The sequence below is a fragment of the Amycolatopsis sp. cg5 genome, from assembly GCF_041346955.1.
Lineage (GTDB): Bacteria > Actinomycetota > Actinomycetes > Mycobacteriales > Pseudonocardiaceae > Amycolatopsis.
In genome coordinates this window covers 2,192,602-2,208,181 of record NZ_CP166849.1, presented here as the reverse complement: position 1 = coordinate 2,208,181, position 15,580 = coordinate 2,192,602, and the positions used below count along the sequence as shown (strand labels likewise).

The following is a 15,580-nucleotide window of genomic DNA, read 5'->3' as shown; positions in this document are numbered from 1 at the left end:
TCCCTCTATTGTTCAGCGACCGGACAGGATCTGGCCGACGTAGTTGGCCACCGCGCGGACCGCGGCGATCGTGCCCGGGTAGTCCATCCTGGTCGGTCCGACCACCCCCATGCCTCCGAGCAGCATGTCTTCCCGGCCGTAGCCGATCGACACCACGGAGGTACTGCGCATCTGCTCGTCCTCATTTTCCTCGCCGATGCGCACGCTGATCGCACCGGGGTTGCGTGCCGCCGCCAGCAGCTTCAGCACGACGACCTGCTCCTCCAGCGCCTCGAGCACCTGGCGCAGTGAGCCGGGGAAGTCCGCGACGTTGCGGGTGAGGTTGGCCGTGCCACCCAGGACGAGCCGTTCTTCGGGGTGGTCGACCAGCGACTCCACCAGCACGGTACAGACCCGCACCAGCACGTCGCGCAGCTCTTGGGGTGATTGCTCGGGCAGCTCGGCGACCCGCACGGCCGCGTCGTTGACCTTGCGGCCGGTCAGCGCGTGATTCAGCACGGTGCGCAGGCGGGCCACGTTGTCGCTGGTGATGACGTCGCCGAGGTCGACGGTCCGCTGGTCGACGCGGCCGGAGTCGGTGATCAGCACGAGCATGAGCCTGGCTGGTGTGAGTGGCACCACTTCGAGGCTGTGCACGGTCGAGTTGGTCATCATCGGGTACTGCACGACGGCGACCTGCCTGGTCAGCTGCGCCAGCAGGCGGACGGACCGCTTGAGCACGTCCTCCATGTCGGTGCCGCTGTCGAGGAAGCTGGTGATCGCGCGCCGCTCCGCCGAGCTCAGCGGCTTGATCTCGGCGAGCTTGTCGACGAAGAGGCGGTAGCCCTTGTCCGTGGGGATGCGGCCTGCGCTGGTGTGCGGCTGGGCGATGTAGCCCTCTTCTTCCAGCGCGGCCATGTCGTTGCGGACGGTGGCGCTGGAAACGCCCAGGTTGTGCCGGTCGACGATCGCCTTGGACCCGACGGGTTCCTGGTTGGACACGTAGTCGGCGACGATCGCGCGCAGCACTTCGAACCGGCGCTCTTCCGCGTTGGCCACCCTGTCACCTCCGTACCCTCGCCACTCCCAACGAGTTTACGGACCCCTGAGTGCCCGGCGCTCAACCCCAGGTCATCAGGGGTCGTGAGTGGTATGGCCGGTTCTAACCGGCCGTACCACTCACGAGCCCTGACCTGCGGGTTAGCCGATCACCTGGGTGAGGCGGCCGTCGACGCCGATGGCCACCACGCCGTCACCGACCACGGCGGGCGAGCCTTCGGTGTACCCGCCTGCCGGGCGCCAGCCCGACGCGTCGCGGGCGCTGATGCCGTGCGTGGCGTTGCGTGCGTAGACCTCGCCGGTGGCGGTGGCCGCGACCTCGCCCGGCCCGCCGGGGTTACCCAGGTTGGTCACGACGCCGTCGGACGCGACCAGCACGTCGGCGGTCCCGGTCGCGCGGAAGTAGACGTGCGCCTTGCCGTCGGTGCCTGCCACGGCCGTCGGCCCGGTCGCCGCCGCGCCCGGCACGACCGCGGTGTCCCACTCGAACCCGGCAGTCCCCTCCGCGAGCCGTGCGATCGAACAGGTCGCCGCGATGTACAGCGTCGCCGAGCACTGGGTCGCGAAGACCTGCAGCCGCCCGCCGACCGACACCACGGAAAGCCCGTCCTGCACGCCCCAGCCGTGCATGTCCTGCCAGTCCCCGAAAGTCCCGTCCGCGTTCTGCCGTTTCGCGCTCACTCCCCCGCCGCCGTTGCGCACGAAGAACCACAGGCGTCCCTGCGCGTCGGTGCCCGCGGCGGCCAGCCCGGTCTGCGTTCCGCCAGGGCCGTTGGGGTTACCCAAGGAAGTCCAACCGGAGTAAGGACCACCAGGCCAGTACTGGACCGTGGTGACCACGTCGAAAGTGGTGCGGTTCAACGAGAACAGCCGCAACCGGCCATCGGACTGCCGAGTAACGGTCACCGCGGGCGCGAAGCCGCTGCCGCCGAGACCGACCGGCTTTCCCCATTCTCCCCAGGCATTCCGGCGCCAACGCTTCACTTCGTCACCGAGAACCGCATACGCCTCACCGGAACCATCGGTCCACGAGACTCCGGACGGCCACCGGTTCAGCATCGTCTGCCGCCAGCCGAGATAGGACGCCGTGTCGTCGAACAACGTCGCGACGTTGGTGTCGACGTCGGCATAAGCGCGAAACGCCTTGGTCCGCTCCGCACGCCCCGCCGCGTCCAAGCCCGTCGGGAGCTGGGCGTCGTCGTAGCCGCGGTAGTTGCGCACCTGGGCCTGGCCCCGGTACGACTCGGCCGCGAGGTTGGTGAACCGCGCGACCGCCGTGTGGTCGGGATTGTCGGGGTCCGGCGCGTAGAAACCGCTCAGTGGCGCGGGATTCTGGGTGCGGATCACCGTGGGACGGAAGTGGTTCATCAGCCACGTCAACGTCTTGGTGAGCTTGTCCCTGGTGTAGGTGTCCTCGACGTGCGCGGGACTTCCGGTGGGCAGGACAGTGCCGCCGGAGGCCACCTCGCCGGTCCACAGCCCATGCAGATCCGACCAGTCGTGCAGGCGAAGGAAGACCAGCTTGATCGACGGCCGCGCGCGCAGGGTCGCGAGCTCGGCCGTCGTGCCGGTCCCGGTTCTCAGCGCGACGCGGTCCCAGCGGTTCGCGACGCCGGCCATCGTGGCGTACGCGTTCCGCTCGCCCGCCTGCCGCATTTCCGCGTAGTCCTCTGGCGTCATCGACTCGGGATGGCTTCCCTCGCCGGACGTGACATAGACGGTCACGGAAGACTTGAGAGTCTGCGACAAATCGGGTGTGAGGAACAAAAGATCGTCGTCTTGATGCGCGACGACGTTCAGGAATACCGCGGACGACGGACGGGCGGCGGCCGGCTGCCCCGAAAGCAGGAGCACTGCCGCCATCACGAGTGCACCAATACGCATGAGAGAAAAATGAGCTACTCGGAAGTCAAACGCAATGCCTGACTTGGGCACAGATCGATGGCATCGTGCACCTTGCCGGACACCTCTTCCGAGCGCACCAGCACGAGCCCGCCGTCGTCCTGGTCGAAGACGGCGGGCTCGGTCAGCACGCACAGTGCCGAGCCGACGCACCGGTCGCGGTCAGCGTGGATCTTCACCAGCTGACCATCAGCTCGTGCAGTCCGTACACCTCCGAATCGTCCTTGAACGGCATCTCGTCGAGCGAGCCTTCCAAGTGCAGGCAAGGAATCCGGCGGAACAGCGTGTCGAACACGATCTGCAGCTGCATCCGCGCGAGGTTCGCGCCGAGACACTGGTGGATGCCGTAACCGAACGCGATGTGGTTCTTGGCGCCGCGCTCGATGTCGAAGGTGTCGGGATTTCCGAACGCGTCCGGGTCCCGGTCACCGAGACTGGACAACGGGATCACGCCTTCGCCCTTGCGGATCAGCACCCCGCCGAGTTCGACGTCGGCGGTCGCGACGCGGGCGCCTGCCGCCTCCGCGACGGTGAAGTAGCGCGCGATCTCCTCGACCGCGTCCAGCGTCTTGCGCGGGTCGGCGATGATCTTCGCCAGCTGCTCCGGGTGTTCGAGCAGCGCGACGACGCCGAGCGAGATCATGCTCGCGGTCGTCTCGTGGCCGGCGCTGAGCAGCAGGAAACCGAGTTCGACGATCTCGCGGTGCCGGACGCCGCCCTCGGCGCGCTGCTTCGCGATCAGCCTGCCGATCAGGTCGTCGGCCGGGTTCTTCTCCTTCTCCGTGACCAGTTCGTCGAAGTAGTCGAGCAGCTCGTCGAAGGCCTGGCGGCGCTGGTCGTGACTGAACGTCCGGCTGATCATCGCCTGCGTGCGGGTCTGGAAGTAGGCCTGGTCGCGCACGGGCACCCCGAGCAGCTCGCAGATCACCAGCGACGGCACCGGCAGCGCGAGCGTCGACACCAGGTCGACCGGGATGCCGCTGCTCAGCACGATGTCGATCTGGTCGTCGACGATCTGCTGGATCCTCGGCCGCAGCGTCTGTATCCGCTTGAGGGTGAACTCGCCCAGCACCTCACGGCGCTTCGGGCCGTGCTCCGGCGCGTCCATCTCGTTGAGCGAGGCACGGAAACCCGAGATCGTCTCGACGCCCTCCGCGATCAGCGGGAAACCGGGCTGGTGGCGGTCGGAGCTGAACCGGGGGTCGGTCAGCATCGTGCGGATGTCCTTGAGCTTCGAGATGGCCCAGACCTGCATGCCGGACGGCAGCCTGACCCGGGAGATGGGCGCCTCCTCACGCAATGCCTTGTACTCCGATGGCGGAGAGAACGGGCAGGCCCGCTTCAACGGCCACGAGAGGACCTGCGGCTGGGCGACTTCGGTCATGTCATATCCCCGTCCGGACAAACGGCGTGCTTTTCGGGCGGCGAATTCTGGTGTCAGAGTCGCCTTTTACGGTCTACCGCCCGGCGCGCGCCGTCGTCCAACCCGGCGGAGACGACCTCGTCAGGTCCGTACCACTTAAGGGTGACCCCTAGCGATTCACCCGATCATCGACTTTCCAGCGGCCGAAAAGACACTTCCACGAATCGGTGTCACTACCAGGTGACCGGAAGCTCGTGCATGCCATAGATTTCGGAATCGGCTTTATATGCCATCTCTTCCACGGGTATCGCCGGGCGCAGGCCGGGAATGCGCCGGAAGAGCGTCTCGAACACGACCTGCAGCTGCATCCTGGCCATATTCGCGCCGAGGCACTGGTGCATGCCGTGGCCGAACGCCACGTGGCTGCGCGCGCCGCGGTCGATGTCGAACCGGTCGGGCCGCTCGAAGGCTTCGAGGTCACGGTCGGCGAGATTGCTGAGCGGGATCACGCCTTCGCCCTTGCGGATCAGCACGCCACCGAGTTCGACGTCCTCGATCGCGACGCGGGCGCCCGCCGCCTCGGCGATGGTGAAGAAACGTTGCAGCTCTTCGACGGCGTCCAGCATCTTTTCGGGCGACGACAAGGCTTTCGCCAGCTGGTCAGGGAATTTGAAGAACGCCACGACACCGAGCGAGATCGACGCGGCCGTCGTCTCGTGGCCCGCGCCGAGCAGCAGGAAAGCCAGCTCGACGATCTCGCGGTGCCGGATGCCGCCGTTCTCGCGCTGCTTGACTACCAGCCTGCCGAGCAGGTCGTCGGCAGGCTCGGCGACCTTGGCCGTGACCAGCTCGTCGAGGAAGGTCAGCAGTTCCTTGGTCGCGACATGCCGCTGTTCGGGGGTGTACGACCGGCTGATCATCGCCTGCGTGCGGGCCTGGAAGAAGTCATGGTCGGCGTACGGCACGCCGAGCAGCTCGCAGACGACGCGCGACGGCACCGGCAGGCTGAGCGTCGACACCAGGTCGACCGGTTTGGGGCCGCGCAGGATGAGGTCGAGCTGCGCGTCGACGATCTCCTTGATCCTGGGGCGCAACGCCTTCATCCGCCGGACGGTGAACTCGGCCAGCACCTCGCGGCGCTTCGGGCCGTGATCCGGCGCGTCCATCTCGTTGAGCGACGCGCGGAAGTCCGGCATGGCCACGAGTCCCTCGGCGATCTTCTCCGAACCCGGGGTCGTGGCGGTTCGAGCTGAACCGCGGATCGGTCAGCATCGAGCGGATGTCCTTGAGCCCGGAAATCACCCAGGCCTCATATCCCGATGGCAGCTTCACCCGGAGCACGGGTGAATTCTCCCGCAACTTCTCGTATTCGGACGGCAATGAGAACGGACAGGTTCGTGGCACGGGCCAATGCGGTAGTTCCGGCATGTTCATCCCCGTCTGCGGTGCGGACATGGCAGTGCGGCGGAAAAGGGCACCTTTCTGGAGTACCGCTTGTTCCGCCGCACCGTCCACCCGCCGTGGAGAGAACAGTCAGGTCGATTACCTAGTCATTGCGCGGGAAACCGAGATTGACGCCGCCGTGCGACGGGTCGAGCCAGCGCGAGGTGACCACTTTCGTCCTGGTGAAGAAATGGAATCCTTCCGGCCCGTAAGCGTGGGAATCGCCGAACAGCGAGTCCTTCCAGCCGCCGAACGAGTAGTACGCGACGGGCACCGGGATCGGCACGTTGACGCCGACCATGCCCACCTCGACCTCGTTCTGGAACCGCCGCGCGGCGCCGCCGTCGTTGGTGAAGATGGCCACGCCGTTGCCGTACGGGTTGGCGTGGATGAGCTCCAGCGCCTCGGCGTACCCGCCTGCCCGCGCGACCGAGAGCACCGGCCCGAAGATCTCGTCGGTGTAGATGGACATCTCCGGCCGCACGTCGTCGAACAGCGTCGGGCCCAGCCAGAATCCAGCGGCCGCCCCGTCGACGTCCACTCCGCGTCCATCGACGACCAGCTTGGCGCCCGCATCGACCCCGGCGTCCACATAGGACTCGACGCGCTCGCGGTGCGCGGCGGTGACCAGCGGCCCCATCTCGGAGCTCGGCCGCCTGCCGTCGCCGACCCGCAGTCCCTTGATCCGCTCGGCGATCTTCGCGACCAGCTCGTCGCCGATCGGATCGACGGCCACGACCACCGAAACGGCCATGCAGCGCTCACCGGCCGAGCCGAAGCCCGCGGACACGGCGGCGTCGGCGGCGAGGTCGAGGTCCGCGTCCGGCAACACGACCATGTGGTTCTTCGCGCCACCGAGCGCCTGCACCCGCTTGCCGTTGCGGGTGCCGGTCTCGTAGACGTACTTCGCGATCGGTGTCGAGCCGACGAACGAGATCGCCTTGACGTCCGGGTGCTCCAGCAGGCCGTCGACCGCGACCTTGTCACCGTGCAGCACGTTCAGCACGCCGGACGGCAGCCCGGCCTCGGCGAACAACTCGGCGATGAAGTTGGCGGCCGACGGATCTTTTTCGGATGGTTTGAGCACGACCGTGTTACCGCACGCGATCGCGTTCGGCACGAACCACAGCGGCACCATCGCCGGGAAGTTGAACGGCGAGATCACGCCGACCACGCCCAATGGCTGCGCGATGGAATAGACGTCGACCCCGGTGGAAGCGTTCTCGCTGAATCCACCCTTGAGTAATTGCGGCGCGCCGCAGGCGAATTCGACGTTTTCGATCGCACGCGCGATTTCACCGGCCGCGTCCGATTCGACCTTGCCGTGCTCGGCCGTGACGATCTTCGTCAGTTCGTCCTTGCGCGCCACGAGCAGCTCACGGAAGGCGAACAGCACCCGGCTGCGCGCCGCGAGCGAGGTGCCGCGCCAGCCCGGCAACGCGCGCTTGGCGGCGGCGACGGCTTCGGCGACGTCGGCCTCGGAAGCGAAGTCGACCTGCGCCTGTACCTCGCCGGTCGCCGGGTCGTAGACGTCTCCGGTGCGCTCGGCGACCGCCGAGTAGGGCTTGCCGTCGATCCAGTGGCTGATCCGGGCGGTCACTTGGCTGCCTCCTGCGCGCGTGCGACGGATTCGCCGAGGATCTCGAGTGCCTCGGCCGCTTCGGTCTCGGTCAACGTCATCGGCGGGGCGAGGCGGACGACGTTGTTGTGCAGCCCGCCCTTGCCGACCAGCAGGCCACGCTCGCGGGTCTCCTCCAGCACGATGCCCGCGGACTCGGGGCTCGGCGTGGTGCCCGGCGAGACGAACTCCATGCCGATCATCAGGCCCTTGCCGCGCACGTCGCCGAGCACGTTGTACTTGTCGCCGAGGTCGCGCAGCCCGCGCATCAGGTAGTCGCCGAGCTTGCGCGCGTTGCCCTGGAGATCCTTGTCGAGCAGGTAGTCCAGCGTCGCCTTGGCGCCGGCGGTCGAGATCGGGTTGCCGCCGAAGGTCGAGATCGAGTTGGCGGTGAGGCAGTCCATCAGGTCACCGCGCGCGACCACGCCGCCGATCGCGAGCCCGTTGCCGAGGCCCTTGGCGAAGGTCAGCGCGTCCGGGGTGATGCCGTGCGCCTGGAAGCCCCAGAAGTGCTCGCCGGTGCGGCCCCAGCCGGTCTGCACCTCGTCGGAGATGAACAGGATGCCGTGCTCGTCGAGCACCTCCTTCATCGCGCCGAGCAGGCCGTCCGGCGGCACGTTGAACCCGCCGACACCCTGGATCGGCTCGGCGATCATCGCCGCGACATCGCCGGAGGTGGTCGTCTGCAGCACGTCACGCAGGTCGTCGACGCAAGCCGCGATGTAGTCGGAGTCGGACAGCCCCGCGAACGGCCCGCGGTAGCGGTAGCCGCCGTGCACGTAGCTGACCTTGACCGGGGAGAGCGAGCTCGCGGACCAGCCGCGGTTGCCGGTGATGCCGATCGTGGCGAACGCGCGGCCGTGGTACGAGTTGCGCAGCGCCAGGATCTGGTTGCTGCGCCGCTGCTGCGTCGCGAGCATGAGCGCGGTCTCGTTGGCCTCGGTGCCGGAGTTGGTGAAGAACACCTTCGCGTCCGGGATGCCGGACAGCTCGGCGATCTGCTCGGCGAGCTCGACCTGCTTGCGGATCAGGTACAGAGTGGAGGTGTGCAGCACGCCGGTGTCGAGCTGCCCGCGGATCGCGTCGGAGATCTCCTTGACGCCGTAGCCGATGGCATTGGTCAGGATCCCGGCGAAGAAGTCGAGGTAGGTGTTGCCGTTCGAGTCGGTGACGCGCCTGCCTTCGGCGCGGACGATCTCGATGGGCTCCTTGTAGTAGAGGGCCAGCCACTGCGGGAGTACTGCCCGGTGCCGGTTCACCAACGTCTCTTCGCTCATGGTTTCCGAGTCTCGGTGCGGGCGGCACGCTGGCACTACCGGCAACGTGTACCGACTACCGTCACCGCCCGTACAGTCTGTGTATGTACCCGACCGTGGCCGAAGTGCTCGCGCTGCCCGTGCTGCGGCACGGGCGCCCGCACGTCGTCGCGGGCGCGATCGGGCTCGGCGCGTACGTGCGCTGGGTGCACGTCGCGGAGGTCACCGGCATCGCGCACCTGCTCAAGGGCGGCGAGCTGGTGCTCACCACCGGCGTCGCGCTGCCCGACGACGAAGCCACGCTCACCCGCTACATCGACGAGCTGGCGGCCGTCGGGGTGTCCGGCGTGATCATCGAGCTGGTCCGGCACTGGAACGACGAGCTGCCCGGCGCGCTCGTCCGCGCCGCCGACAAGCACGGGATCCCGCTGGTCACGCTGTCCCGCGAGACGCGCTACGTCACCGTCACCGAGTCGGTCAACGGGCTGATCGTGGACGCACAGGTCGCCGAGCTCAAGGCGGCCGAGCGCGTGCACGAGGTGTTCACCGCGCTGACCGTGTCCGGCGCGGAGCCGGAAGCCGTGCTGCGCGAGGTCGCGCGGATGACCGAGCAGCCGGTGGTGCTGGAGACGCTGTCGCACGAGGTGCTCGCCTACGACGCGGCGGGCATGGACCCCGGCGACCTGCTCACCGGCTGGCTGACGCGGTCGCGCACCATCCAGCTCGGCGAACGCACCGGGTACCACTCTGGCGCCGGCTGGCTGGTCACGATCGTCGGCGCGCGCGGGCACGACTGGGGACGGCTCGTGCTGGTCTGCCCGGACGTTCCGCCGCATCGGCACCGCGTCGTCGCCGAGCGCGCGGCGTCCGCGCTGGCCGTGCATCGCCTGGTCGCGAAGGACACCGACAGCCTCGAACGGCAGGCCCACCGCGCGGTGCTGTGCGAGCTGCTCGCCTCGCCGGTGCCCTCGGCGGAGCTGCTCGCGCGGGCGTCCGCGCTGGCCGTGCCGTTGACCGGACAGCTGGTCGGCATCGCCATCCGGCCGCGCCCGGCCGCCACCGGCCTGCCCGCGGTGTCCAACGGCCCGCTGCTGCGCGAACTCGCCGAAGCGACCGCGCTCGCGGCGCGACGCGCACGGGTGCGCGCGCTCGTCGCGACCGTCGACGAGACGAGTGTGCGAGCACTGATCTCGCTGTCACCGGAAGCGAACCCGGACACCGTGCTGCACCGGCTCGCCACCGACGTCCACGAGACGCGCGCGCCGAGCGTCATCGCCGTCGGGACCACTGTGGACGGACCGGCCGACGCGCGCCGCACCCTCGTCGAGGCCGCGCACGTGGCCGCGGCCGCGTTGCGCACCGACGTGAAGCGGGTGTTCCACCGGCTCGACGACGTCCGCCTGCGCGGTCTGTTGCAGCTGCTGGCGACCGACGAGCGCCTGGAGGCTTTCGCGGCACGTGAACTCGGGCCGCTGCTCTCCCGCGACGCGGCGACGGGAAGCCGTCTGATGCAGGCCTTGCGCCACTACTGCGAGCACGGCGGCAACAAGTCGGCGGCGGCCGCGGCCGCGCACACCTCGCGGACCGCGTACTACCAGCAGCTGGCCCGGATCGAGCAGGTGCTCGGCGTCCAGCTGGAGGATCCCGAGTCGATGCTCTCGCTGTACGTGGCGCTGCTGGCCCACGACACATTGACCACCCATTCGTGAGACTCGACCACTCGTCCGAGTGGCCTTTTGTCGCGCGAAACTGCCGATAGATCTTGTATGGCAATTTTCGAAACGATCACCGCCGTCGCCTTGGCAGCGGCTTCGCTGGCGGGCCCCGAGAACGCTTCGTACGCCTTACGTCTCAGCCAGACCGACAGCAGCGGCGGCTACGCGCGCGCGACCCTGACCTGCAACGAGCCCGGCGGCTCCATCAAGGACCCGGCCAAAGCCTGCGAGGTGCTGGAGGCCGCGGGCGGCAAGTTCTCCGCGATCGAAGAGGCCTCGACGGCCTGCCCGCTGAACTTCGCACCGGTCAACGTCACGGTCACCGGCCGTTGGAACGGCGAGGCCGTCGACTACAAGAAGGAATTCTCCAACGCCTGCACCGCGGGCAACGCGACGCAGAACATCTTCCCGCTGAAGTAAGCCAGGTGTGGTGAGCACCGTCCCCCCTCGAACGGTGCTCACCACACCCACCTAGCGGCCTGCCATCCTGGAGAAGTTGAACTCCTGCCAGGAATCGGCCTTGATACCCGCCCGAACCGGTCCGCGAACCGTCGTCCGGACCGGCTCGGGCAACCTTTCCACCGCGGGCAGCACATCGGCGGAAAGCGTGCTCAGATAAGAGAAATCAATGCCGTGACCGGCCTCCATCCGGTCGATGTTGCGATCCGCGACGAACCGTTCCGGATCGAGTACCGCGAGCGCGAGCAGCGCGGCCATCGCCGTCCCGATCGCCGCCCTCGACAGCCACGCCTGATCCAGCTTCCAGACCGCCGCGATCATCAGCAGGTAGACGACGCCGAGCCAGAGCTCACAGGTCTCCACGAGCAGTCGCAGCACGGTGAACCCGTACGCCTGCTGATAGGTCCACATGCGACTCAACGCGGACGCCACGATCACCAGTGTCAGCAGGCTCAGCGCGGTCAGCACACCACGCAGCCACCACCGATCCTGAGCGGTTTCCTTGCTGCCCCAACGCAAAGCGCTCACGATGACCCCCAGAGTCAGCACCGTGATCGCGGACAGCTGCCAGAACCCGCCCCTGGCATACTCGGCATAGGTCAGCCCCGAAGTACGCAGGACGTAGGCATCGCCCCCGAACAACGCGACCAGCTGCACGAACACGAACCCGGCGAACAGCACCGTCAGCACGCCGACCGGCAACGCCCATTCTACCCGGTGCAACACCTTGTGCTGCTTCGCTTCCGCCGGCCGCGGCGGCGCGGCCAGCACGAACAACGCGCCCGCACTGGCTGCCCCGACCAGCCCGAACACGAAGATCCACTGCACCGTGCCCGGCCCGTCGACCTCCGGCATCACCGCACTGAGCACCCCCGCGAACGTGGCGTCCGCCGAACTCAGCAGCGGCACGAAGACCGCGAGCAACGCCAGCGTCAAGAACACGGCCGACGCCGTGCGCTTGGCCGCGCCGCTCGGCTTGCCTTTCTTGGCGCCGCGGCCGACCCAGGCGAGCCCGCCGAACGCCTCGATCGGGACGGCGAGGACGTCGTACAGGAGGCCCTTGACCGACCGCGGCCCGACGACGGCGAGTGATCCGGCGACGGCGGCCGCGAGCACGCACAGGACGAAGAGCCACTCGGCGGCTCGGATCGTTCCTACGGCGAGGAGCGCCAGTGCCAGTGCGGCCCAGATGATCCTTGCGCGGCTTGGGTTTCTCGGGCTCGGCTCTTCTGTATGAAGGCTCCCCTCATACGCCTTGGCTGTATGAAGGCTCCCCTCATCCAACCCTTCTGTATGAAGGCTCCCTTCATCCACCCTGGCCGTATCAAGGCTCCCCTCATCCACCCTGGCCGTATGAAGGCTCCCTTCATCCAGATCGAGCGGGTCAGGGCCTCCCTCACCAACCCCGGCCCCGTCGCCCTCATCCAGAAACCCATCCCCGGCCTCGCGAAGCTCCCAGCCCCGAGCTTTCCGGTCCGCGACCACCACAGCCAAGACGCAGGCGATCCCCGCCAGCAACCACCCGATCCCCGGCCGGTCCAGCGGAATCACGACCGCGCCGACCACCGCCGCGGCAAGCACGGCGGGCAGCACCGAAGGCGGCAAAGCCACCCGCGCCGACTTGGGCACGTAAGGGGGCCGGAGGAGCACCGGCACCTGAGGCGGTGGCATGGCGGGAGCGTCCGGTGAGGTCGCGACAGTCGCCACCGGCGTCGCGTGAGCAGGCCGATCGGCCATGGAAATCCTCCAGAGGGTGTGCTTCATCGCCCCGTGGCCCCAAGCTCGGGTCCGGGTTGATTTCAGGGAAAGGTCAGCGCGGCAGGGTCACGCGGATTCGGGAGCCGGGGCCGGTGACCCCGATCGAGCCGCCGTGCAGGTCGACGACCCAGCGGGCGATGTTCAGGCCGAGGCCGGTGCCACCGCCGCCCGCCCGCTCGCCTCGGGTGAAGCGTTCGAAGACGCGGGCGTGGTCTTCCGGCCGGATGCCGGGGCCCTCGTCCCGGACTTCGATGACCACCTGGTCGCCGGACGTCCTGGCCTCGACGCCCACCTCGCCGCCCGCCGGTCCGTGGCGGGCGGCGTTGTCGAGCAGGTTGATCAGGACCTGGTGCAGCCGCGCGCGGTCGGCGAGCACGACGATCGCCGGTTCGAGGTCGACGGTGAAGCGGACGCCGCGGCCGAGCGCGGCCGCCATCACCTCGGCCTCGGCGATGACCTCGTCAACCAGCGGGGCGAGTTCGACGACCTCCACTTCGAGAGGGAAGGCGCCCGCGTCGATGCGGGAGAGATCGAGGAGTTCGGAGACGAGCGCGCTGAGCCGCTCGGTCTGGGTGAGCGCGGTGCGCAGCGTGCGGGGATCCGGGTGCTCGACGCCGTCGACGAGGTTCTCGAGCACGCCGTTGAGCGCGGTGATCGGGGTCCGCAGCTCGTGGGAGACGTTGGCGATGAGGTCGCGGCGCTGCTGGTCGGCGGCGGCGAGGTCGGCGGCCATCCGGTTGAACGCGTCGGCGAGCCTGCCGACTTCGTCGCGCGAGGTCGCACGGACGCGGCGCGTGTAGTCGCCCTTGGCCATGCGGCCCGCGGCTGCCGTCATCTCGCGCAACGGCCGGGTCATGCCGTGCGCCAGTATCTGCGACGTGACCAGCGCCAGCACCACGGCCGTGATCGTGGTCCTCGGCGGCAGCCAGCCGATCTGCCAGCGGAAGAAGCCGAGCGCGATCCCACCGGAGCCGACGATCAGCAACGCCAGTTTGAGCTTGATCGAGCGCACCGGGTCGAGCGGTCTCGGCAGGAAGTCGACGAGCGTCTGGAGTTTCACGAGATGACGTCCAGCGCGTAGCCGACGCCGTGCACCGTCCGGATGAGGTCCGCGCCGAGCTTGCGCCGCAGCGCCTTGATGTGACTGTCGACGGCACGGGTGCCGGACGCGTCCGCCCAGTCCCAGATCTCGCTGAGCAGCCGTTCCCGCGCCAGCACCGCGCGCGGGCGCTTCGCGAGATGCACGAGGAGGTCGAACTCCAGCGGTGTCAGCTGCGCCTCGGAGCCGCCCCTGGACACCCGGCGCTCGTCGACGTCGATCTCGAGGTCGCCCAGCACGATCTTGGAGCTGCGCGGCACGGCCCGGTCTACCCGCCGCAGCAGCGCCTGCACCCTGGCCGCGAGCACCCGCATCGAGAACGGCTTGGTCAGGTAGTCGTCGGCCCCGACGCCGAGCCCGACCAGCAGATCCGTCTCGTCGGCTCGCGCGGTCAGCATCAGCACCGGCACCGGGCGCCGCGCCTGGATCCGGCGGCAAACCTCCAGCCCGTCGAACCCCGGCAGCATCACGTCGAGCACCACCAGGTCCGGCTCGGAACTCTCGGCTCGGGCGACCGCGGCCGGCCCGTCGTGCGCCAGCTCGACCATGTGCCCCTCCGCACGCAGCCGGGCCGCGATCGACTCGGCGATCGTGAGGTCGTCCTCGACGACGAGAATCCGCCGCGCTCCCAGTTCCATGGCTCTGACCTTAAGCAATGCGCGTGGAGACGATCCGCGCGGTTTGTGAAGATCGTGTGGAGGCCGAGGCTTTCAAGCGTGCTTGAAAGGCCTTGCCAACGTCCCAACCGCACACAATGCTCTCCGCACTTAATGCTGGAGGGAAGCCGTTATGCAGTTCTCAAGACGTAAGATGCTTGCCGCGGGCGCGGGCGTGGCCGCCACCGCGGCGACCGCTGGGGCCACCTCGGCCTCCGCCGACCAATCGGTTTCCGAAGCCGCCATCTCCGACACCGTGCTGGCCCGCTCGCTGGGCTTCACCAGCGCGCACGCCGACGTGAACGGCACCACCCTGCACTACGTGACGGGCGGCAAGGGCGCACCGCTGGTCCTGCTGCCCGGCTGGCCCGAGACCTGGTGGCAGTACCGCAAGATCATGCCGACGCTGGCCCGCCGCTACCGCGTGATCGCGGTCGACCTGCGCGGCATGGGCGGCTCAGCCAAGCCGGCGGGCGGCTACGACAAGAAGACCATGGCCCGCGACATCTTCGAACTCACCCGCCGCCTCGGCCACAGCCAGGTCAACATCGCGGGCCACGACATCGGCGCCATGGTCGCGCACAGCTTCGCCCTCAACCACAGCGCCGCGACCACCAAGGTCGCCCTCCTCGACGTGGCCCACCCCGACGAGAGCCTCTACCAGCTCCCGCTGCTGCCCAAGCCGAACGAGTTCCACCTGTGGTGGTTCGCCTTCAACCAGGTCCGTGCACTCCCCGAGCAGCTGATCACCGGCCGTTCCCGCGTCCTCATCGACTACTTCTGCGACCTGCTGCTGGTCAACCCCGCCGCGATCAACCAGGCCACCCGCGCGATCTACGCCCAGGCCTACGCGAAGCCGGAAGCCATCCGCGCAGGCAACGCCTGGTACCAGGCGTTCAACCAGGACATCGAAGACCAGAAGACCTACCCGCTGGTCACCAAGCCGATGCTCGGCTTGGCCGCGGAGGCCAGCTTCGAGTTCTTCCAGTACGTCTTGTCCACCAAGGGAACCGACGTCCGGGTGAGCAAAGTGGAGCGTTCCGGCCACTTCCTCGCCGAAGAGCAGCCGGAAGCCGTCATCCGCGCCTTCACCGAGTTCTTCGGCTAAAGGCTCGTGAGCGTTGCGGGCGGTTAGAACCGCCCGCAACGCTCACGACCCCAGCCCTCACGACTGACCGGTCGACCGCCCGTTCGTGTGTTTCATGCGCGTGACCTGCGTGCTAAGCGCGAGTATGTGACGCGGGTTATGCATCGCGGAGCGGGTGAGCGCAAT

General features: G+C 68.4%; 13 protein-coding genes. 3 read left to right on the top strand and 10 right to left on the bottom strand.

All coding sequences use genetic code 11. The annotated features are described in order from the left end of the window. Window positions 1-12: 12 nt before the first annotated feature. From hrcA to AB5J62_RS10035, 7 genes are all read right to left on the bottom strand, one after another. Complete coding sequence (gene hrcA, locus AB5J62_RS10065; RefSeq protein WP_370947916.1) at window positions 13-1,038, bottom strand: heat-inducible transcriptional repressor HrcA; 1,026 nt, start codon at window positions 1,036-1,038, stop codon at window positions 13-15. A gap of 141 nt (window positions 1,039-1,179) precedes the next feature. After that, on the bottom strand, window positions 1,180-2,922 hold the full coding sequence (locus AB5J62_RS10060) for a PIG-L family deacetylase (protein WP_370947915.1): 1,743 nt from the start codon (window positions 2,920-2,922) through the stop codon (window positions 1,180-1,182). Window positions 2,923-2,936: 14 nt separating this feature from the next. After that, window positions 2,937-3,119 (bottom strand): ferredoxin, encoded by a 183-nt coding sequence (locus tag AB5J62_RS10055; RefSeq protein ID WP_370947914.1) that lies wholly within the window; start codon window positions 3,117-3,119, stop codon window positions 2,937-2,939. Continuing rightward, window positions 3,116-4,324: a cytochrome P450 gene (locus tag AB5J62_RS10050; protein WP_370947913.1), complete on the bottom strand. Its 1,209-nt coding sequence runs from the start codon at window positions 4,322-4,324 to the stop codon at window positions 3,116-3,118. Before AB5J62_RS10050 ends, AB5J62_RS10055 begins: the two co-directional genes overlap by 4 nt. Before the next feature lie 212 nt (window positions 4,325-4,536). Next, window positions 4,537-5,499, bottom strand: coding sequence for a cytochrome P450 (locus AB5J62_RS10045; RefSeq protein ID WP_370947912.1), 963 nt, complete (start codon window positions 5,497-5,499; stop codon window positions 4,537-4,539). Between the two features lie 350 nt (window positions 5,500-5,849). Continuing rightward, window positions 5,850-7,346 carry a CoA-acylating methylmalonate-semialdehyde dehydrogenase gene (locus tag AB5J62_RS10040; protein WP_370947911.1) on the bottom strand — a complete coding sequence of 499 codons (1,497 nt, stop codon included), beginning with the start codon at window positions 7,344-7,346 and terminating at the stop codon, window positions 5,850-5,852. Beyond that, the gene (locus AB5J62_RS10035) at window positions 7,343-8,641 is read right to left on the bottom strand and encodes an aspartate aminotransferase family protein (protein WP_370947910.1); all 1,299 of its coding nucleotides are present in this window, start codon (window positions 8,639-8,641) and stop codon (window positions 7,343-7,345) included. The genes AB5J62_RS10040 and AB5J62_RS10035 overlap by 4 nt, the downstream gene beginning before the upstream one ends. Before the next feature lie 83 nt (window positions 8,642-8,724). On the opposite strand from AB5J62_RS10035, the gene AB5J62_RS10030 reads away from it, so the two are divergent. Next, the gene (locus tag AB5J62_RS10030) at window positions 8,725-10,329 is read left to right on the top strand and encodes a PucR family transcriptional regulator (RefSeq protein ID WP_370947909.1); all 1,605 of its coding nucleotides are present in this window, start codon (window positions 8,725-8,727) and stop codon (window positions 10,327-10,329) included. Window positions 10,330-10,386: 57 nt separating this feature from the next. Next, complete coding sequence (locus AB5J62_RS10025; protein WP_370947908.1) at window positions 10,387-10,755, top strand: SSI family serine proteinase inhibitor; 369 nt, start codon at window positions 10,387-10,389, stop codon at window positions 10,753-10,755. 51 nt (window positions 10,756-10,806) lie between these two features. On the opposite strand, the gene AB5J62_RS10020 is transcribed toward AB5J62_RS10025, so the two are convergent. The 3 genes from AB5J62_RS10020 to AB5J62_RS10010 all read right to left on the bottom strand — a co-directional run bounded on the left by AB5J62_RS10020 (window position 10,807) and on the right by AB5J62_RS10010 (window position 14,289). Continuing rightward, window positions 10,807-12,465, bottom strand: coding sequence for a DUF4153 domain-containing protein (locus AB5J62_RS10020; protein ID WP_370947907.1), 1,659 nt, complete (start codon window positions 12,463-12,465; stop codon window positions 10,807-10,809). Window positions 12,466-12,604: 139 nt separating this feature from the next. After that, window positions 12,605-13,612, bottom strand: coding sequence for an ATP-binding protein (locus AB5J62_RS10015; RefSeq protein ID WP_370947905.1), 1,008 nt, complete (start codon window positions 13,610-13,612; stop codon window positions 12,605-12,607). Then, window positions 13,609-14,289, bottom strand: a complete 681-nt coding sequence (locus AB5J62_RS10010; protein ID WP_370947904.1) for a response regulator — start codon at window positions 14,287-14,289, stop codon at window positions 13,609-13,611. Before AB5J62_RS10010 ends, AB5J62_RS10015 begins: the two co-directional genes overlap by 4 nt. A 151-nt stretch (window positions 14,290-14,440) precedes the next feature. Between AB5J62_RS10010 and AB5J62_RS10005 the strand changes: the two genes are divergently transcribed. Next, window positions 14,441-15,415, top strand: coding sequence for an alpha/beta fold hydrolase (locus AB5J62_RS10005; protein WP_370947903.1), 975 nt, complete (start codon window positions 14,441-14,443; stop codon window positions 15,413-15,415). Window positions 15,416-15,580 lie beyond the last annotated feature (165 nt).